The sequence below is a fragment of the Vibrio casei genome (assembly GCF_002218025.2).
Taxonomy (GTDB): domain Bacteria; phylum Pseudomonadota; class Gammaproteobacteria; order Enterobacterales; family Vibrionaceae; genus Vibrio; species Vibrio casei.
Genome location: NZ_AP018681.1, coordinates 381,972 through 401,800, shown reverse-complemented (window position 1 = coordinate 401,800; position 19,829 = coordinate 381,972). Strand labels below are relative to the sequence as shown.

Annotated in this window: 17 protein-coding genes and 1 pseudogene; 4 read left to right on the top strand and 14 right to left on the bottom strand. The window is 39.8% G+C overall.

Translation table 11 applies throughout. The features are described from left to right. Nucleotides 1–16 precede the first annotated feature (16 nt). From VCASEI_RS14715 to trhO, 3 genes are all read right to left on the bottom strand, one after another. On the bottom strand, nt 17–304 hold the full coding sequence (locus VCASEI_RS14715; protein WP_089110711.1) for a PTS sugar transporter subunit IIB: 288 nt from the start codon (nt 302–304) through the stop codon (nt 17–19). A 20-nt stretch (nt 305–324) separates the two neighbouring features. Next, the gene (locus VCASEI_RS14710) at nt 325–1,305 is read right to left on the bottom strand and encodes a 6-phosphofructokinase (RefSeq protein WP_086961281.1); all 981 of its coding nucleotides are present in this window, start codon (nt 1,303–1,305) and stop codon (nt 325–327) included. Nucleotides 1,306–1,813: 508 nt separating this feature from the next. Beyond that, the gene (gene trhO / locus VCASEI_RS14705) at nt 1,814–2,797 is read right to left on the bottom strand and encodes an oxygen-dependent tRNA uridine(34) hydroxylase TrhO (protein WP_086961279.1); all 984 of its coding nucleotides are present in this window, start codon (nt 2,795–2,797) and stop codon (nt 1,814–1,816) included. A gap of 274 nt (nt 2,798–3,071) precedes the next feature. Here trhO and VCASEI_RS14700 point away from each other — a divergent pair, with 274 nt between their 5' ends. Next, nucleotides 3,072–3,440 carry a YtxH domain-containing protein gene (locus VCASEI_RS14700; protein ID WP_086961277.1) on the top strand — a complete coding sequence of 123 codons (369 nt, stop codon included), beginning with the start codon at nt 3,072–3,074 and terminating at the stop codon, nt 3,438–3,440. A 116-nt stretch (nt 3,441–3,556) separates the two neighbouring features. Here the strand turns inward: VCASEI_RS14700 and astE are convergent, their stop codons facing one another. The 8 genes from astE to VCASEI_RS14660 all read right to left on the bottom strand — a co-directional run bounded on the left by astE (nt 3,557) and on the right by VCASEI_RS14660 (nt 12,398). Next, nucleotides 3,557–4,615, bottom strand: a complete 1,059-nt coding sequence (astE, locus tag VCASEI_RS14695) for a succinylglutamate desuccinylase (protein WP_086961275.1) — start codon at nt 4,613–4,615, stop codon at nt 3,557–3,559. 21 nt (nt 4,616–4,636) lie between these two features. Then, entirely contained in the window at nt 4,637–5,977 is a 1,341-nt protein-coding gene (gene astB / locus VCASEI_RS14690; RefSeq protein ID WP_086961273.1) for an N-succinylarginine dihydrolase, read from the bottom strand. Between the two features lie 26 nt (nt 5,978–6,003). Continuing rightward, nucleotides 6,004–7,491, bottom strand: coding sequence for a succinylglutamate-semialdehyde dehydrogenase (gene astD / locus VCASEI_RS14685; protein ID WP_086961271.1), 1,488 nt, complete (start codon nt 7,489–7,491; stop codon nt 6,004–6,006). Next, the gene (gene astA, locus VCASEI_RS14680; protein ID WP_086961270.1) at nt 7,491–8,552 is read right to left on the bottom strand and encodes an arginine N-succinyltransferase; all 1,062 of its coding nucleotides are present in this window, start codon (nt 8,550–8,552) and stop codon (nt 7,491–7,493) included. Before astA ends, astD begins: the two co-directional genes overlap by 1 nt. 77 nt (nt 8,553–8,629) lie before the next feature. Then, nucleotides 8,630–9,664, bottom strand: coding sequence for an arginine N-succinyltransferase (locus VCASEI_RS14675; RefSeq protein WP_086961268.1), 1,035 nt, complete (start codon nt 9,662–9,664; stop codon nt 8,630–8,632). A gap of 7 nt (nt 9,665–9,671) precedes the next feature. Continuing rightward, nucleotides 9,672–10,886: a bifunctional succinylornithine transaminase/acetylornithine transaminase gene (locus tag VCASEI_RS14670; RefSeq protein ID WP_086961266.1), complete on the bottom strand. Its 1,215-nt coding sequence runs from the start codon at nt 10,884–10,886 to the stop codon at nt 9,672–9,674. A 170-nt stretch (nt 10,887–11,056) separates the two neighbouring features. Then, the gene (locus tag VCASEI_RS14665; protein ID WP_086961264.1) at nt 11,057–12,037 is read right to left on the bottom strand and encodes a GlxA family transcriptional regulator; all 981 of its coding nucleotides are present in this window, start codon (nt 12,035–12,037) and stop codon (nt 11,057–11,059) included. Nucleotides 12,038–12,062: 25 nt separating this feature from the next. Beyond that, nucleotides 12,063–12,398: an ATP-binding cassette domain-containing protein gene (locus tag VCASEI_RS14660; protein WP_198772019.1), complete on the bottom strand. Its 336-nt coding sequence runs from the start codon at nt 12,396–12,398 to the stop codon at nt 12,063–12,065. A gap of 152 nt (nt 12,399–12,550) precedes the next feature. Between VCASEI_RS14660 and VCASEI_RS14655 the strand changes: the two genes are divergently transcribed. Next, a complete protein-coding gene (locus VCASEI_RS14655; protein WP_226983402.1) occupies nt 12,551–13,039 on the top strand; it encodes an AMP-binding enzyme in 489 nt (162 codons plus the stop codon). 62 nt (nt 13,040–13,101) lie between these two features. Here VCASEI_RS14655 and VCASEI_RS14650 read toward each other — a convergent pair. From VCASEI_RS14650 to VCASEI_RS14640, 3 genes and pseudogenes are all read right to left on the bottom strand, one after another. Beyond that, a pseudogene (locus VCASEI_RS14650) lies at nt 13,102–14,129 on the bottom strand (DUF2955 domain-containing protein). A 14-nt stretch (nt 14,130–14,143) separates the two neighbouring features. Next, complete coding sequence (locus VCASEI_RS14645; RefSeq protein WP_086961262.1) at nt 14,144–15,202, bottom strand: HlyD family secretion protein; 1,059 nt, start codon at nt 15,200–15,202, stop codon at nt 14,144–14,146. 36 nt (nt 15,203–15,238) lie between these two features. After that, entirely contained in the window at nt 15,239–15,697 is a 459-nt protein-coding gene (locus VCASEI_RS14640) for a MarR family transcriptional regulator (protein ID WP_086961260.1), read from the bottom strand. A 306-nt stretch (nt 15,698–16,003) separates the two neighbouring features. On the opposite strand from VCASEI_RS14640, the gene VCASEI_RS14635 reads away from it, so the two are divergent. Continuing rightward, on the top strand, nt 16,004–18,364 hold the full coding sequence (locus VCASEI_RS14635; RefSeq protein ID WP_086961372.1) for a glucose/quinate/shikimate family membrane-bound PQQ-dependent dehydrogenase: 2,361 nt from the start codon (nt 16,004–16,006) through the stop codon (nt 18,362–18,364). Nucleotides 18,365–18,602: 238 nt separating this feature from the next. After that, complete coding sequence (locus tag VCASEI_RS14630) at nt 18,603–19,823, top strand: cache domain-containing protein (RefSeq protein ID WP_089110712.1); 1,221 nt, start codon at nt 18,603–18,605, stop codon at nt 19,821–19,823. Nucleotides 19,824–19,829: the final 6 nt, after the last annotated feature.

The following is a 19,829-nucleotide window of genomic DNA, read 5'->3' as shown; positions in this document are numbered from 1 at the left end:
TATAATTATAATTATTTTACATTTTTATAAATGGTGTTAGTTTTTCTTCTATTTCTTTCTTATCGGTTAATTTATTTAAGGAAATAACTATAGATGCTTCACTTTCATTTGCATCGGCATTTAACACATCAGCAAATGTTTTCTGCGTTAATATTACATCGTAATCAAAAGCACTAGCACCAGATACATCTGTATGGTCTATTGTAAAATCGACGCCTAGCTTTTTTAATACTGACTGAGCACTCATTTCAATAGCAAAACTGGAACCTAACCCACAACCACAAACGCAAAGTACTTTAATCATGATCCACTCCTTGATATCTATTAAATAATATTTAATTCTTTTGCCAATTTAATATAATGGTCTTCTTTTTGTGTTGTTCTCCTTTGTATACTTAATAAATCAATTGGAATTGCTTTATTACTTGAATTAATAATTATGGCTTTATTGCTCATTCCGGAGCGAATACAACGAACGACTTCATTGGCCATAATGGTACTTTGATATATTTCTTCACAACTTGGATCGCCTGAACGCAAGCTAAACCCCATAATGCTTTTCCTAATTCGCGTAGGAAGTAATGGCTCTAACTCTCTAATTACAGTATCAATAGCCCCTTGAAATCCAGGGTAATACTCTTGCGTATATCCTTCTGAGCATAAAATAACAACTGAATTTTGTTTTTTATATAAAAATTTTATCCGATCAGAAAGTTCATTTATATTTATTTTAGATTCAGGAATCAAAGCAATATCCGCATTTGATTTTATCGCCGACTGTAAAGTAAGCTCTCCAGAATAAGCCCCTAATAATTCAACCATAAATATTCTATTTGGTAATGCCTTCCCTGTCATACGAAGCTTCAAAACTTCATTTTTAACTTGCTCACAAGCTGTCGAAAATCCTATTGTGTATTCACTTCCACTTACATCGTTATCAATAGTCATTCCTACACCAAAACAATTAACGCCATATAAAGATAACTGATTTAAAAATTGTAGAGATCCGTCACCTCCAGCCAAAATAAGCACATCAATTTTTTGTTTTTTTAAATTATCAACAATTTTTAAATATTCATCTTCACTAATTATATTTTCTGTTCTTCCTGATGTGATAATAGGCATTGCCGAATTGGAATAATCAACCAATTCTCTATGTGTGATTTTTTTTATCGAACCGGATATTAAACCATTTATCCCACCGTCATATAACTTCATTCCTACATTCATCATCTTTGATATCTGGAATAAGAAATTATTCACTCCAACAGCATCACCACCACTTATCGCTACTGCTATTTTCATAATCATTTCCTGTTGAATTTCTATGATTACATTTTGTCTTTTACCGCCTTTTAATTTTTGAAGTTAATCACAAAAAATTCTTATTTTTTTATTAACCAACATTTATTAATGCCTAACATGACTTGATTTATGTGATCTCGATCTCTTTAAAAAACCGAGGACTGGAAATTAACTAATTGTTTTTAAATGTAATTATTAACTTTAAGGTTAATTTTGGAATTACATATTGAAGCGTTTTTTTGATATATTCTTTCGTTTCATTATTGTGACTTGAATAGCATTTATTTTAATAAATTGTTTGACATATTATTTTTGTGGGTAATTAAAATGATAAATACTGCACATTGTTCATTACGCTCTCATCTGATTGGCATCATATTTAATAAAAATATTTAGAACTTCATAAAAGAAGCTATCAAAAAAATGAAATTTATATAAAAAAAGCTCGAACCTAAGTCCGAGCTTTCTTATTGATCTATCAATCTACCTCACATCACATTGAGTACAATTAACGTTTTGCTTCTCGTTGTGCTGATTTCTTTTGTAGTTTCACTTGACGCTTTTGTTCCATCTGTTTTAAAGCATCACCACCGACATGAGTTTCACCTCGTTCTTTGGCCAATTGAACTTGTTTTTCACGCTCGCGAAAGCGCTCCATTTGTTCTTCAGTGTGGGTTCCAAAACATTTAGGGCAACTCACACCAGATTCAAATTGCTCACTTTGCTTATCTTCTTCTGTTATGGGTAAACGACAAGCATTACACAATTCATATTCACTTTTCTCTAAGCTATGGTTCACGGCTACACGACCATCAAAGACATAACAGTCGCCTTCCCATAGGCTTTCTTCTGCTGGTACTTCTTCTAGGTACTTCAAGATTCCACCTTCAAGGTGATACACCTCATCAAAGCCTTGCTCTTTTAAATAAGCCGTCGATTTTTCACAACGAATACCACCAGTACAGAACATAGCGACTTTTTTGTGTTTTTCAGGATCAAGGTTCTCTTTCACATAACCTGGGAATTCACGGAAAGTGTCGGTTTTAGGGTTCACTGCATGTTGGAATGTGCCTAACTCAATTTCATAATCATTACGAGTATCAACCACAAAGACCTCAGGATCTGAAATTAAGCTATTCCACTCCGTTGGCTTAACATAAGTACCAACGACATGTTTAGGATCGATACCTTCAACACCCATGGTGACAATTTCTTTTTTCAATTTCACTTTTGAACGGTTAAATGGCATTTCTTGATGAAAAGACTCTTTACAGCTAATGTTTGATAAACGAGCGTCGTAACCAAACCAAGCTAATAAAGCATCAATACCTTCACGAGTAGAAGCAACGGTTCCATTGATACCTTCATGTGCCAATAATAATGTACCTCGAATACTGTATTGCTCCATTAAATCAAGTAATGGCTTTTGTAACGACTGGTGATCGTCTAGCTCCACAAATTTATAGAGAGCACATACAACAAATTGACTCATGATATTCCTTACAAACACTATTTAAACGATTTTGCTTATTGTACCCGAGTAATACGAGTACAAACACTTATAGTTAACAAGTCTTTTGTTTATTTAAAGACCAAATAAAGACAAAATTATAGTGATAAGTAAAATCGCCGTCATGAGTTGTTATAAACCCGTTAAATTCACCGACTTACCATCGCAATTTATTATTAATGCTCTACAGTTAATGGGTAACGCGTATTTATAAAGAGATTTCTTTTTCCATATCTCACACAAATAAGGGATGAATATGACTAAAACAAATTGGTTAAAACCATTCGCAGTGGCTTCATTTTTTGCATTAGCTCTTGCAGCTTGTGACAATAGTTCAGCTGACAAAGCGGAAAGCAAAATGGATGATGCAATAGAACAAACTCAGCAAATGGCTGATGATGCCGGCGAAAAAGTCAATGAAATGGCAACAGATGTAAAAGAGTCTGCGGCTGATGCATCCGACAAAGTTGGTGACAAAATGGATGAAATGGGCGAATCAATGTCTAATCAAGCAGATGACACTTCTGAGCAAATGAATGATATGGCAACCGACGCTGGTAATGCAATTGAAGACAAATGTGAAGACGTTAAAGAAGGCGTGAACGCTGAAGACACAGATTGCTAATTTTGATTTCATAACTTAATTTTCTAATTATTAGCTTTCTATAATAAAACTAAAGCCACTGATTAATAATCAGTGGCTTTTTTGTTGTTTCGATAAAGTTATACCAATCGTACTCATTACTCAAACAAACGTGCTTGATCAATCTGCACAAGCATTAGACCCGCTCTTAAGCCTGGGCGTACTTTCGCATTAGGAAAAAGAACCCATTCTTCTGGCTGTTCGACTTGGTATGTAATGTCTCCATCTTGCGCTAAGATTTCACCACATTGAAATGAGGTGAAGTTTTTCACTGAATCGCTGAAATTAAGCTCAAATGATTCGGTTAATTTCGTGAGTTGTTGGGTCACTTGGTACACTTTCACATCCGATGTATCAGCTTCTTTATGGTCTGATGCCATGCCGTGGCGGATCATAGAGCGGACACCTCGGTTAATCCGCTCAAATTGGCTTAAATCATTCTTGCCAAAAGGCTTCGCTTTCCCGAGTTCAAGCGTGCAGCTATCCGCAAAACAATAATGGCTAGAGAAATATGAAAATGTTCCACTAGGAGCTTGATTAACGACCATGGCTTCTATACCCGCAGAGCTTAACCAATCAAACATTATACGGCTGTATATACCTTGAGTTTTACCGATTTTGCTTTCTTTATAAGGCAATAAGGCAAAGCGTTGATGATGAGATTCACGAATGGCGGTATGCATGTCAAAATGAAAGCGGCAACCATGAGAAGCTTGTTCAAAAAAAGTCCTCACCACCTCTTCTAATTGTTTGGCTCTTTGGGTTTCAGCACAATCTGGAAATTTAGTATGTTGCCCGCTAAACAAACGGTTAAGATCAAGTTCAAGATAACGTTCACCGCTTTTCATAGCATTAATATTACCGAGCATAACGAGTAAACGAACCCTCAAGTCTAAATCGCCACATATTAAGTCGTTAATAATGCTATTTAATATTTCGATAGGAGCGGTTTCATTGCCATGCACACCAGCCGACAATAAAACGCTGTCTAATTCCTTATCTAATCGGCCACTGTTTGACGACGTTTTTGTGGACGATATTTTGGGTTCAAGAAGCAATACGCCCTCTTCTAGCCATTGCCAAACCAGTTGCTTTGTTTCGCCAGATTGTTGGTCTGATTGGCAACCATTTAAGGTGGTGCTTAGAAAATCAAACATACACGCCTACTTTCATTCTTGTTATTTTTGGAAGGGATAAATACAACCTAAGCCCATAATTTGCGTCAGCTCATCTAAAGCTCGGCGATTTTCAATCAACAGTTGTGGATCGGCCAAATCAGACTCAACGAGTCGGTCTCGATAAAAGCGATCGACCCAAGCATTCAATGTATTGAATAAGTGATCATTCATTAATACGCCCGGAGCAACGGATTTTAATTCATCTTCAGTCAATACGACCCGTTGACGTAAACACGCTGGCCCACCACCGTTTCTCATGCTTTCACGTAAATCAAACACCTTCACTTCATTAATTGGACCACCGCTTAAAATAAGCTCACTCAGATACGACCAAACTTGAGGATTCTGGCGGGATTCTTCAGGCACAATCAGTAGCATTTTACCATCTGATTTCGTTAATAATTGGCTGTTAAAAAGATAGGTTCTTACCGCATCATCAACAGAGACGCGGTTAGTTGGCACTTCAATCGAAACAAAATCGGTATTTTGCTTTGATAATTTCTGACCAATTTCATCTAGCGCAGCGCTTTGATTTAAGAATGCTTGTTCATGATGAAATAACACATTGCCATTGCTAACTGAAATAACATCATTATGGAATACACCTTGATCAATCACTTCTGGATTTTGCTGTACGAAAACCGTTTGTTCGGCTGAAAGTTGATGTAAACGCGCAACAGATTCACTGGCTTCTCGGGTTTGACGAGCCGGATAGCGTACCGGCTCTACCTTTCCACCAAAGGCTTGACGACCATAAACAAAAACCTGAACCCCAGCGCTGCCATAATCGGCACATAAACGATTATGGTTAGCGGCACCTTCATCGCCCATGATCGCTTGTTGCGGTAAGGCATCATGGTGCACAAAGTAGCGATCATTACTAAAAATGGAGCGTAATGTTGCACTTGTGGTATCGGCTTCAATCGCACGATGAAACTTGTTATTTAAGTTCGCAACCGTAAAATGCGCTCGACCATCTGCACTGTCTGATGACGGTGACATGGTGGCGGCGTTGGCCGTCCACATTGAAGAAGCCGAACTCACCGCTGAAAGTAAATGCGGTGCTTGTTTTGATACGGCAGCAAGTACCTGTGCATCGCTGCCATCAAACCCCAATTGTCTTAAAATCTCAACGTGTGGGCGTTCTTGAGGTGGCAATACCGCTTGCTTAAAGCCCATATCACTCAAGGCTTTCATCTTAGCTAAACCTTGCTTTGCTGCCAATTGAGGGTTAGCAATCACACTTTTATTACTGGTCGATGCAACATTGCCATACGACAACCCTGCATAATGGTGTGTTAACCCGACTAAACCATCAAAATTAACTTCATAGGCTTTCATCATAAACTCCTAAAAATTTTATCCGACTATTCTGCGTTTTTGACCGAAAAGGTTAAGCCAGGCGATAAGCTTGCCGGTAGCGCAATGTCTTCACTTTCTAATGAAGCCATCGGCCATGAACAATAGTCTGCCGCATAATAAGCACTGGCTCTGTGATTACCAGAAGCCCCGACGCCACCAAATGGTGCGGCACTGGATGCACCTGTTAACTGTTTGTTCCAGTTCACAATGCCTGCTCGCCCTTCAATCAATAACTGATCATAATGTTCACGATGTGGCGAGATAAGCCCTAGCGCTAAACCAAAGCGAGTATTGTTGGCAATCGTTAATGCTTGATCAAAATCTTGATAACGAATAATGCTTAATAATGGACCAAAATATTCTTCATCTGGGCTGTCTTTTACATCGGTAATATCAATGATTCCCGGTGACATTAACGCGCGATCTGGATGAATCTGAGTCATGGTTAATAATGACTTCCCACCTTTTTTCACTAAATTGTCTTGCGCTGCTAAAAGCTGCTTAGCCGCGGTTTGAGAAATCACACTTCCCATGAATGGCTCAGGTTCTGCATTCCACTCACCCACTTGAATATCTTTGGTGACGTCCACTAAACGTTGAATAAATTCATCGCCTTGTTGCCCTTCTTTAACCAATAATCGACGCGCACATGTACAACGTTGACCCGCCGAAATGAAAGCCGATTGAATGGTCAAGTGAACCGCTGCGTCCATATCGGCAATGTCTTCTATGATCAGAGCATTATTTCCGCCCATTTCAAGCGCCAAAATTTTCTCTGGTTGACCTGATAATTGACGATGCAAGTGGTACCCAGTGTTTGCACTACCAGTAAATAACAAACCATCTGTACCCGAATGAGAAGCCAGTGCTTCACCTGTCGGACGACCACCTTGCACTAGGTTAATCACCCCTTCAGGTAAACCCGCTTCTTGCCATAATATTAACGTTTCTTCTGCTGTCCAAGGCGTCAGTTCACTGGGCTTAAATACAATTGTGTTCCCTGCCAATAACGCGGGAACAATATGTCCATTCGGTAAATGACCCGGGAAATTATAAGGACCAAAAACCGCTAATACACCATGTGGACGGTGACGTAACACCGCTTGACCATCCGGCATATCAGTTGATTTTGTTCCGGTACGTTCATGAAATGCTTTGATTGAAATGGCCACTTTACCGACCATTGCACCGACTTCCGTTAAACTTTCCCAATGCGGCTTACCCGTTTCTTGAGAAATCACCTCCGCAAGCTTCGATTTATTTTTATTAAGCAGTTGAGAAAACCGCTCAAGCAAAGCAATACGTTCTTCCAGTGGCGTTTTCGCCCATACAGGGAATGCCTGTCGCGCAGAAGCAACCGCACTGTCAACATCCTCCTTGGTGGCTTCAGTTCCTTGCCACAAGGTTTGATTATTTGCAGGGTTAGTTTTAGTGAATGCGTCACCTTTTGCTTGGCACCACTGGCCGTTAATCAATAAATTTGGATGTGACACTATGCTTTCTCCTCTGGAAATAAAGTCACGGCGCGGATGGTGTCACCGTGGTTAACGCCTAATGCGTGGGCGATATCATTGGAAATACAAATAGAATGTTTATCAAACGATACTCGGCCTAGCACCGCTCTAAAATCAAGGTAGTTTTCGTTCGCGAGAATATAAACGGCGGTATCGCTCTTTTTATCGACATGATTTTCTGCTGGGTCATTAGCTAATTCATCAATAAGCACATGCCATGTTTGGCTTTCTTTCACCGCTCGAATATCACTGACATGCGCTTCTAGCGTAGGACCTGCATCAAAAATGTCCACACAACCTTCATATTTCATCCCCTCACTATTTAGAATAGCGGCGGCAGGTTCGGTATGAGGATGAACATTGCCAATCACATTTCGGGCTTCTTCAGAAAGAAAATCAACATATAAAGGATGCTTTGGCATTAACTCAGCAATAAACGATTTTTTCCCCATACCCGATAAATGATCCGCTTCAGCAAAGTCCATACTGAAAAAATGACGGCCTAAGCTCTCCCAGAACGGAGAACGCCCTTGCTCATCTGAATACCCACGCATTTCTGCAATCAATCGCTCAGAGAAACAATCTTGAAAAGCCGCCATAAACAAAAATCGGGCTTTCGAAAGCAAATAACCATTTTGACTATGACGATAATCCGAGTCTAAAAATAAGGTACATAGTTCACTGTAACCCGTGTGGTCATTAGTAAGAAATAAAGTAGGCATGCGGCTATAAACGCTCAGCTCTTTTGAAGCATGAACTAAAGTTCCTACTCGGTAGTTGTACCAAGGTTCATCTAAACCAATCGCAACTTCAACACCACTTACCCCAACTACTTTATTCAGTTCAGTATCTTCTAATACAAATAAATAGCCTTGCTCTGCCTGTGACGCTTCTTTGTTCCACGTTTTCAACATACGTTCAATACGTTCTTTTACTCGGTTTTCATTTTTTGGTAACGATGTAAAACCTACGCCAGTTTTACTGGCTAACGCTACAATGGCGGCCCGATCATCTTCTCGGACCGGTCGAATTATCATCATGTGAATATCCTTTTACTGCATGAATTCAATGAGTGTGGCTTTAAAGCCAGTTCTCTAACCTAGGAGGTAAAAGACAACTAACTATCAAGTGAGAAGCACCAAATAGTTGATAATGCTTGGTCGTCAATTCCATCTAATCCAAGCTGTTCTAAGGTGGAGGCTTCTACCCACACTTCATCTTCGTTTAATTTTCCGTTGGCAATAACGGCGCAAAACCCTACTTTGGTTTGCGCGCCAATTAATACACGCTCAAAGCCATCATTAGTCACACTCAGTTTAATCTTTACTTCTTTATGTTTTCGCCAAATAGGTAACACATTTGGTGACACGGTCACAATTGGACCGGCATCAAAAATTTCAACATATTTGTCGGCTTCAAATCCTTGCTCAGTGAGAAGGTTGAATTGCAATTCTGCATCAGGGTGAACTTGCCCCATTACCTCTTGTGCACGGCCATCAATAAGAGGTACATAAAGAGGATAATGTGGCATTAGTTCAGCGATAAAGGTTTTGTCTCTGGTGCCGTTGTAATACTCTACTTGGCTGTAATCAATACCAAAAAACTTACGCCCTACATGCTCCCAAAATGGTGCATGCCCTTTAGCATCTGCCACACCGGGCATCACAGCCATCCACTCGTTGGTAAAACGATGGGATTGAACGGACATGAACAGCAACCGCCCGAGTGTGATTAAGCTGGGGTAATCGGTGTTTTTCAGCGAGGGGATAATGAAGAAGGAACTCAATTGAGAGTGATCACTTAAATCATGTGTTAAAGTCAGCGCATGAATACGATTATGAATTTTCAACTCACGGGATGAATGAATTAAAATATCATTACGAAAGGCATAAAAAGGTTCACGAAAACCAGCCAAAGCATTAATCGCACCCGTCCCTAAAATCTGTCCTGTCATACTTTCTTCTAATACAAAGAAGTACAACTCTTGACCGGGACTCCATACTTCCTGCTCAAATGAAGCAATTGAACGTTCAATTTTTTGCAACAAATGCTCTCGCTGATTGGGCAAGGTACACACCAAGTCACCACTTTCATGTGCAATGCGTTCAATATGCCCAATATCACTTAATTTGGCAGGTCGTAATAGAATCACTGGTGCTTTACTCCTTTAAAAAACGTTTGAGCGCTGAATGCATTCTTTGCATTCCTTGCTCAATTTCATCCGTTGATACATTCAGTGCAGGAGCAAACCGAACCACATTGGGGCCAGCGATTAAGGCCAACAAACCTTCTTCTGCCGCTAAATTAGTGATCGCTTTGGCTTGCCCTGCGTACTCGGTGCTCAATTCACAGCCTATCAATAACCCACTGCCACGAATATCACTAAAGAGATTCAACTCGGAATTCATCTGCGTTAATGCGGTAATAAATTGATCATGCTTATTTGATACTCCTTGTAAAAACACGTCGTCATTAATAATGCTTAGCGCTTTTCCTGCTACAGCTGACGCCAGTGGATTACCACCATACGTGGTTCCATGGCTGCCTATCGGTAATGCTGTCGCCAATTTATCCGTCGTTAAAATACCACCAATAGGAAAACCACCGCCAAGCGCTTTAGCCGTTGATAAGACATCCGGAGTAACTCCGTAATTCATATACGCATACAGCTTCCCCGTACGGCCTATACCCGTTTGCACTTCATCAAAAATTAATAACGCATTATACTCATCACAAAGATCGCGTAATCCTTGTAAAAATTCAGGTGTGGCCGGTAAAACGCCCCCTTCACCTTGAACTGGTTCAACAATAATGGCGCAAGTTTTATCAGATATTGTGGCTTTTACCGCCTCTAAGTCATTAAACACGACGTGATGAATACCACCAGGTAGAGGTGAGAAATCTTGAGAATATTTAGGCTGACCACCTGCACTTACTGTAAAAAGCGTACGACCATGAAAAGCATTATTAAAGGCAATAATCTCATTCTTACCTTCACCAAAATGATCTAAAGCGTATTTTCTCGCAAGCTTTAAAGAGGCTTCGTTAGCTTCAGCTCCTGAGTTACAAAAAAACACTTTATCGGCAAAAGTACTTTCAACCAATTGTTTAGCCAATTTCAGTACAGGCTCATTCGTATAACCATTACCGGTATGCCAAAGTTTTGCGGCTTGTTCAACAAGTACTTGTTGTAAATCTTGATTCGCATGACCGAGTGCATTAACCGCAATGCCACCAGCAAAGTCGATATAATGTTTGCCTTCTTGATCATAAATGCTAGAGCCTTCACCACGAACTGGAATAAAACCAGCCGGTGAATACATTGGGATCATATAACGGTCAAAATCTTCCCTAACTATCGTGTGCTTGCTCATAATATCCTCGCTATCCATGATTAATTAACTTCAGAATAGATGAGTTCATTCCAGAAGAAATATAGATTTCTGACAAGGATTTATATATTTCATCACTTGTGCTGGTTTCTCATCACACTTCTGTTTTAATCATCAGCACACTGATTTTTAACCCTCTACGTTTACCCATATCACGATTTTTTGACATTAAATAATGTTGTTCGTTCTTCCCTTGGGGTAATACCATAAAACGTTTTATACGCGCTAGAGAAATGTGGTCCGCTGGAAAAGCCACAGCATAAACCAATTTGAATGATCGACTTATTGGTATTTAGCAACAACTGGCGTGCCTTTTTTAAACGTAACTGGAAGTAATATTTTGCAGGCATACTGTTTAAATAACGTTTAAACAACCTCTCTAATTGACGACGAGAAATATTCACCAAGTCCGCAATTTCATCCGTCGATAATGGTTCTTCAATATTGTTTTCCATCAACTCTATCGACATGGTTAATCGAGGTTGTAAATCGCCACCAAGGTAGTTGGTCGGAATATTTTGTCTTTCACTGGAGGGGCGAATTCTGTCCATGCAAAGCTGTTCAGATAAAGCGTGAGCTAATTCACGACTTTCTTGAGTTTCCAACCAATTAATCATGCAATCTAACATGGCTAATCGACCAGAACAGGTCGTGATCCGCTCGGTGGTTTCATACAAATTAGCCGAAATATCTAACTGGGAAAAAGCATCACTGAACCCATCCATTATTGACCAATGAATGGTACTGATACCCTTTGACAATAAACCACTTTCTGCCAACCAATAGACACCGGCATAAGCAGCAAAAATTTCGATACCTTTTTGTTGATACAAATATTGAAAACGCTTTTTAATCGATTGAGATAAAGGGGCTTTCGGTTTATGTTGATTCAAAATAATCAATACGTCACAATCAAATTGATTCTCAAAAGCATAATCAATCGACAGATGTAAATAAGCAGAAATCGCTAATTGACCTTGATGCAGCGAAGCATAACGAACTTGGTACTTTTCATGTCCGAGCTGTTGATTCGCCAATAAAAAAGGCTCTACCACCGATGATAAATCCAGTGGTGAACATTGTTCAGGAATAAAAACAACAACCTCAATCTTTTTCTGAAAATGGTCAGTCATTAATCTGTTTACTACTCGAATACATTTATTTTAAGGCTCCAGATAAAAATTGTTTTAATCGCTCACTTTGTGGGTTATTGAATACTGTTTCAGGATCCAGCGCTGACGTCAGTTCATCAAACAATAACACTTCAGGTCCCATTGCCAACGCTCTTGCTATAAAAACACGTTGTTGCTGGCCACCAGATAAGTGTGATGGATAACGATATTGAGCTTGTTCATCAATCCCGACCTTATTCAAATACTTGATAGCACGCGCTTTAACTACATCTTTACTGATACCCAACACTTTTACTGGTGCGGCCATCACATTTTCTAACACCGTCATGTGACTCCACAAATTAAAATGCTGGAAAACCATCGTAAGTTTAGTACGTAATTGTTGTAATTCTTTCTTATCACAGACGATAAGTTGACCATCACCATTTTTTCCATTCGAATAGACTTATCATCAATATAAATCGATCTTTCAGAAGGTTTTTCTAAGATATTCACTATAGATATGCGACACCGTTGAATGCCATTAATACACGCCTTGAACCGCAAACTATCGCTTACATTCTAAAACATACTGAAAGCAAGATACTGTTAGTTGATAAAGAATTTGGCGCTGTAGCCCAACAAGCCATGCAATTGCTATCTCATGATGCTGATGTAACACTGCCACTGTTGGTCACGATTGATGACGAGAATTTTCAACAAGGAGAAAAAGTCACGGAATTAGATTACGAAGCACTCATCAACGAAGGAGCTTTAGATGAGCCACTCAATGACATTGAAGAAATCGCAGTCATCGCGATCCCGGATGAGAAATGGGGTGAGGTGCCTTGTGCTTTTGTAAAATCACATGATTTTTCAAGCTTAACCGAGCAAGACATTATTGATTATAGCCGAGAGTATTTAGCACACTTTAAAGCACCTAAGCGCATTATATTTACGTCGATACCAAAAACCTCAACCGGAAAAGTACAAAAATTCCTGTTAAGAGATCAAGTCAAATAAATCAACAACATTCCCACGCCAATTGAATGAACGTGGGAATGTTGAAATAAAAGGAGTAACGGTTATGCCCCAAATCTCGTGGCTTCAAATTGATTTAATAGCTTGTGCAAGAAAAAACAAACCAACAACGTCACCACTATCGCGACACCAATACTGCTCATTCGGTACAAGGCGCTGAAAATTAAGTCTCCATTGGGCGTTAAATATTGCCCAAATAGAATACCTAAAGTGGTCATTGCACCAAAGCCTGCCCCAGAGCCACTGGCTTCTTTTACATGCACTTGGCTAAACAGGAATAATCCTATCCATAATAAAGGTGCTACAAGCACTAACATATTCGACCAATCGTATAAAATAACCTGCACCACAATACCAAAACTCACCCCTAAAATTGTACCAATCGCTCGTTTACGCGCATAACCTAACATGCCATTCCAATGCATGGGAAACAGCAAAAGTAAGCTAGTCGCTTGCGCAGACATCGAATCTTGTAAATCCAACATTTGGAAAACAATAAAGGAAATAGTTGCCATAGAAGCGCCTAATAAAGCTTCATGGCGCATTCTATTATTGTTTTTTCGACCATAGGGCGAGATGGTCTTGCTTCTACATCAGGCCACAAATACATCATCAAGTACGCAATCAACAACGACAATACTGATGAAACAATATTATCAGTAATCAACACGCCAATATCCGTAGTTGGGTAACTCGCAAAATGCAACATAATACTTAAGTTAATGACACCCATTGAACCGAATAAGAACAAATGTCCTTTACTCATGGCAATGAACCGATACAAAAACATTAAAAAAGCAACGGGAGTCATTAATGCCGGGTGGTGACCTAACATTCCGGCAATCAAACCTACTTCAATAGCGCACATCACACAAGATGCGAGGATCTGTTTCACCACGTTCATGTTCACTTGTGGTACGAGGCCCAACAATAATACAGGGGTTACCGTATAAAATACCCCATTTTGCCAGCCAAAAAGTTTACAGATAAAAAAGCCCAACATGGCACCTGTGGCAATGCGTAAACATTGGCGTAAATCATTTTGGCTCAGTGGGTGATGGCGCAATAACATCATGCATCACCGCCTTAATATATGTAGTGCATAAAACTAACGATTTTAATTTGCGCTTTCGCTAACACGGCAAACAAGCCATTTTCAGGCACTAATTGAACCGTCGTTCTTGCTCCTGCTGCCACCACAAAATCCAGCGGCTGATTAAACGTAAAATGCAAACGCATGCGTTGTGCATCACGCACCCAACGGCTTGATGATGTCGGAGTCGCCAGTTCACCATTTGCATCAAATTGACCCGAGCTAACCCCGGCATCTATGCTTTCTACCGTCGCGCTAAATAATTCACTTGGGCGGCCATCAAATGCAACTAAAGCTTCTGTTCCTTTTTTGGCATCAATCAGACTTTTTTCACGAAAGTCCGCGATAATATCAAATTGATTGGAAACCAAAGCTAGGGCTGGGCTACCCGCACTTTTAAAACTACCTTGCTCTAAATGTAGGTTGGTAACCAACCCATCTTGATCCGCTTTCACTTGGGTATAGGCCAAATTTAGTTGAGCTTGTTTTAAGTGATTCTGAGCCTGACGAATATTAAGGTTATTCTCTCCCGCTAAGCCACGACTCACTTTGATTTTCTCTAACTGCGCTTGTGCCGCCAATAAGTTCGCTCTCGCCGATTGAGCATTACTAACCGATTGATCTCTTTCTTGTTGTGAAACACCGTGATTTGAAAATAAGTTAGTCATCCGTTTAGCTTCACGATTTTTTTGAACGCTAATACTTTGCGCCGCATTCACATCGGCTTTAGCCGCAGCAAGTGAAGCATCTAATTCAGCATTGTTTTGCTTGGCTTGTTCTAGGGATAGCTCCGCTTCTTCTACCGCAAGTTGAAATGGGGTTGAATCAATTTGAAATAATGTTTGACCCTTTTTAACGATCTGGTTGTTGTGTACCAGAACCTGGTCGATTCTACCACTGACTTGAGGAGCAACTTTTGTGATTGAACGGGTTGCCATGGCTTCTGTCGTCATTGGCATTTTTAAATCTGCAAAAAGAAAATAGATAAATATAAAAGCAAAGCCGAACATGGCGATACGCACTAATCGCGTAAATTGTTGATCTGGTGTCATAACTCTCTCTGTCATTTTGGTAATAATCGTGGTGGTCTAAGGCTTGAGCTGCTCTAAAGCATTATGGCTAATGTGCTCAATCACATTTTCGAATTCTTGAAGTTGCTGTTCAGATAATCCCGATAACACCTTTTTTCTCACATCAAAGATCTTCGTTTCCATTTGCCCAAGAACGGTACGACCATCTTCGGTTAAACACACAAGCCGAGCACGCTTATCATGCGGGCATGGTGTCCGAACAATTAAATTTTGGTGCTCAAGCTGATTAAGGGTGCGCATTAAAGATGCCAGCTCAATTTCTAAGCCTTCCGCCAACACCTTTTGACCAACACAATCACCTAATTGCCTCAGTTTCCATAAAGCGCTCCAACGTGGATGGGTTAATCCTAATGGTATAAGTTCAGCATCAGCCACCATACGCCATAAGCGAGTCAATCGACCTAATCGCTCAGCGAGCGGCATATGCTGAATAGTTTGTATTAATCCTGAGTTCATCCTTACCCCTTGGTGATTTATGGCTTAAACTATGAATGTTTTAAGTGAATAACCATTATCATTTCTACCATTTATATTATTGAAGCACCCATTAAATTACTTAGCACGCTAAGTAATTTCAGAAGAAAGGTCATTATAATTATTTAGCAAGCTAAGTAAATAGCTAACAATAAAAATTTAGTATGGATTGATAACTTTTTTTAAACATATTGCGCTAATTATTTGACATTAGTCACAACATGTTACAATTTATAATAAGAAAAAGTGATGATTTTATTGCTTTTATTTATTGAACTAGGAGTTTTTATGCGATTTTTCTCCGTGGTATTCATTTTGCTCGGGCTCTGTTTCGGCTTTGGCGGAATTTGGCTCGTGTCTTTAGGTGGTAGCCCTTATTATCTATTCGCAGGTTTAGCTTTTTTCTTATCTGGCATCGCTATTTGGAAGAAGAAAAGAACACTTTCACATTACCTTTATACCTTCTTCTTGCTACTGACGATGTTGTGGGCATTATCTGAATCAGGGCTTGATTGGTGGCCACTAGCCACTCGTATGGGCTTACCATTATTGCTTGCGATCCCACTACTGGTTACGTTCAAATCCGCCAACCGATCTTCTACTCTTTCTCTTTTTGTTGTATGGGGAATCAGTTCTATTATTACTTTAGGATCAATCATTCCAACCACGCATGATGTGGCGGGTGACTTATCCGAAGAGGTGGTAAATTCATCACCAAACATGGGCAATATTGAAGATGATGCATGGCTTAGCTACGGCCGTAGTAACTATGGTCAACGCTATTCACCACTTGAGAAAATCACCACGGACAATGTCTCTCAACTCGTACCAGCATGGCAGACCCAAACCGGTGATGTAAAAAGACCAAATGATGTCGGTGAGACAACTTACCAAGCGACGCCACTTAAAATTGGTAATACCCTTTATTTATGTACTCCTCATAACTGGCTTGTTGCTTTGGATGCCGATACAGGTAAAAAGCGTTGGATTTTCGATGCGAAAGTGCCTGCTGAAAGTCAGCGTCAGCATCAAACGTGCCGAGGTGTGTCTTATCTGCCACCTCAACATGCAGCAGATTCAATCAATACCACACTCACAGACAGCAAACCTAATATGAGCACGCAAGATCTCCCAAGTGTTCAATGTGACGCTCAGCTATTTTTGCCAACATCAGATGCGCGTTTAATTGCTATCGATCCTAACACGGGTGCACGATGCAATAACTTTGCAAAAGACGGTATTCTCAACCTGATGAGCAATATGCCTTATAAACAAGATGGCTATTATTACTCGACTTCTCCTCCAATCGTAACCAATGGTGTCGTCGTTGTCGCAGGTGCGGTGAATGATAACTACGATATCAATTCTCCTTCAGGCGTCATTCGTGCTTTCAATCAAAAAACGGGGGAATTAATGTGGAACTGGGATTCAGCTAACCCAGACGATACCTCACCGATTGCAGACGGGAAAACTTATACCGTTAGTTCACCAAACAGTTGGTCTGTAGCCAGTGCCGACGAAAAACTAGGCCTGATTTATTTTCCGATGGGCAACCGTACTCCCGACCAACTCGGCATGTACCGTAATCCAAGCGAAGAGAAATACTCAAGTTCTGTCGTCGCACTTGATGCAAAAACAGGACAAGCTAAATGGGTACAACAATTTGTTCACCATGATCTATGGGATATGGACACTCCCGCTCAACCAAGCCTAATCGATTTAAAAACAGAAAATGGTATGCAACCTGCTTTAGTCGTTCCAACTAAGCAAGGGGACGTTTATGTTCTTAACCGTAAAACAGGCGAACCGATTCAACCAATTACTGAAAAACCGGCCCCGCAAGGCGCCATTAAAGGTGACTTTACGTCAAAAACTCAACCTGTCTCAGCGTTAAGTTTTAACCCACCCGCCCTAAAAGAAACCGACATGTGGGGGGGGACATTAATTGACCAAATGATTTGTCGTATTCAATTTAAGTCTTTACGTTATGAGGGTCGCTATACTCCACCATCAGAACAAGGAACTATTGTTTATCCGGGTAACTTTGGTGTGTTTAACTGGGGTGGTATTGCTGTTGATCCTAAACGTCAAGTAATGTTCGGAATGCCACTAAATCTTGCTTTCGTATCAACCATTCAAAACAAAGAAACATCGGGTTTTTCAGAAGAAGACAGCAATAAAGGTGAGCATGGTGTAAACGCCAATCACGGCGCACCTTATGCCGTCGAACTTAAACCATTCCTATCGCCACTAGGTGTTCCTTGCCAGCAACCGCCTTGGGGCTACGTTGCCGGCGCAAATCTAGTCACTGGAGACATCGCTTGGCAGCATAAAAATGGTACGATTGAAGATATGACGCCGCTGCCACTGAAAATAAAAATGGGTGTACCTGGCATTGGTGGTCCAATCATCACCGCAGGTGGTGTTGCCTTCTTAGGTGCAAGTGTTGATGATTATCTTCGAGCTTATAACTTAACCAATGGTGAAGAACTGTGGAAAGCCCGATTACCCGCAGGTGGTCAAGCCACACCAATGACTTACCTAAACAGTAAAGGTGAACAAATAGTCGTAATTGTTGCTGGTGGACATGGCTCTATCGGAACAAAACCGGGTGATTATGTTATGGCGTATAAATTAGCAACACCATAACCGCTATTACTATTATTTTACATAAATAAACAACTCAAACAGGTGGTACTGCTTGAGTTGTTTTGCTTTCACTGCTTTACTTAGCCCACCCATATAACCCTATCAATAGTCATCTATTTATAGAGAAATCTATCCATTTTATTTATCCATTAATTAATCCCTACTACTCTATAAAAACTTAGTACTTAACTAAAAATACGTTACATTTAAAGAAGTAAAATCAAAAGGTCTCCAAACTGTGTTAGAAAATTCATTCGCACTTTTACAAAAACCACTCGATCCTAAACAGACGCAGAAAAATATCCTTCGTCGATTTCTTTGGATGTGGCCAATTTTAATGATTGCTCTGTCTATTGGTGGTTACTTTATCTATCAATATTACACTCATAAACTAGAACAAGGTCTGTTAGCCAGTGAAAATAATTTCATTGCCACCACATCACAATTACTGCAAAAAGAAATTCATCAACAAATGATGGTGCTACAAATGGCAGCCAAATCTCAAATTGTTACCCGTTACTTTCAAGCAGAAACAGCAGAAGAAGAAATACAACGAGGGAGCCAAGTCGCAGCTTTATTCATCAATTTATCAAATACTTTTCAAAGCCAAGATCAAATCCGACTCATCAGTAATAATGGGCATGAGATGGTTAAAACAACCTACGATGCCAAATTACAACAAAGTGCTATTTCAACAAATTTATTTGATTTAAATGATCGACAATATTATCAACCAGTGAAAGCACTTAAGCCTAATGAAGCCTATGTATCTAAAATGGAACTCAGTTTACATAACGATAAAATAGAAATACCACATAAACCTATTCTACGTTTTGCAACACCAGTGCTCGGTAATGATGGTCAAAAAGTCGGTACATTAATGATTAATTACCTTGCTAAAGACTTCTTAAATAGCTTTCGAAACAAACAAAGAATTCAAATTACGGGTTATGGTATGCTCTTAGACTCATTAGGCTTCTGGTTAAGCCACCACGACAACACTAATGAGTGGGGACGAGACCTCAATAATCCAGAAAATAATTTTGAAAAAAAATACCCATCGGTTTGGAAAAAAGTGCATGAAGATCCATCAGGGTCGATACACTCAGAGCTTGGGCTTTTCCGCTTCCAATCCATTCAACCATTTGATTTTAATGACATTCATTATTTTCCATCCGTCAAAAAGCTCACCATCATTCCAGAATCAATACAAAACACCAATTGGAAGTTAGTGATATTCATCCCAATTGAAATGATTCATCAGCATTCTTTCTTTTTTAAGCCCGCAGGCTTAGCCATTATCTTTACCTTGCTATTTTTAATGTCGGCACTATTGTATCTGCTCAATGTATTATATGAACAAAAACACTACCAATTAGAATATGACAAACGAGCCACCGCGGAGCTCACTGACCTCTATGAAAATGCACCATGCGGCTATAACACACTCGATAAATAAGGTTAT

What these genes read in the sequence shown, in the direction of transcription:
- VCASEI_RS14715 (WP_089110711.1), bottom strand. Translation starts at nt 304, where the DNA reads ATGATTAAAGTACTTTGCGTTTGTGGTTGTGGGTTAGGTTCCAGTTTT.
- VCASEI_RS14710 (WP_086961281.1), bottom strand. Translation starts at nt 1,305, where the DNA reads ATGAAAATAGCAGTAGCGATAAGTGGTGGTGATGCTGTTGGAGTGAAT.
- trhO (WP_086961279.1), bottom strand. Translation starts at nt 2,797, where the DNA reads ATGAGTCAATTTGTTGTATGTGCTCTCTATAAATTTGTGGAGCTAGAC.
- VCASEI_RS14700 (WP_086961277.1), top strand. Translation starts at nt 3,072, where the DNA reads ATGACTAAAACAAATTGGTTAAAACCATTCGCAGTGGCTTCATTTTTT.
- astE (WP_086961275.1), bottom strand. Translation starts at nt 4,615, where the DNA reads ATGTTTGATTTTCTAAGCACCACCTTAAATGGTTGCCAATCAGACCAA.
- astB (WP_086961273.1), bottom strand. Translation starts at nt 5,977, where the DNA reads ATGAAAGCCTATGAAGTTAATTTTGATGGTTTAGTCGGGTTAACACAC.
- astA (WP_086961270.1), bottom strand. Translation starts at nt 8,552, where the DNA reads ATGATGATAATTCGACCGGTCCGAGAAGATGATCGGGCCGCCATTGTA.
- VCASEI_RS14670 (WP_086961266.1), bottom strand. Translation starts at nt 10,886, where the DNA reads ATGAGCAAGCACACGATAGTTAGGGAAGATTTTGACCGTTATATGATC.
- VCASEI_RS14665 (WP_086961264.1), bottom strand. Translation starts at nt 12,037, where the DNA reads ATGACTGACCATTTTCAGAAAAAGATTGAGGTTGTTGTTTTTATTCCT.
- VCASEI_RS14660 (WP_198772019.1), bottom strand. Translation starts at nt 12,398, where the DNA reads ATGGTTTTCCAGCATTTTAATTTGTGGAGTCACATGACGGTGTTAGAA.
- VCASEI_RS14645 (WP_086961262.1), bottom strand. Translation starts at nt 15,202, where the DNA reads ATGACACCAGATCAACAATTTACGCGATTAGTGCGTATCGCCATGTTC.
- VCASEI_RS14640 (WP_086961260.1), bottom strand. Translation starts at nt 15,697, where the DNA reads ATGAACTCAGGATTAATACAAACTATTCAGCATATGCCGCTCGCTGAG.
- VCASEI_RS14635 (WP_086961372.1), top strand. Translation starts at nt 16,004, where the DNA reads ATGCGATTTTTCTCCGTGGTATTCATTTTGCTCGGGCTCTGTTTCGGC.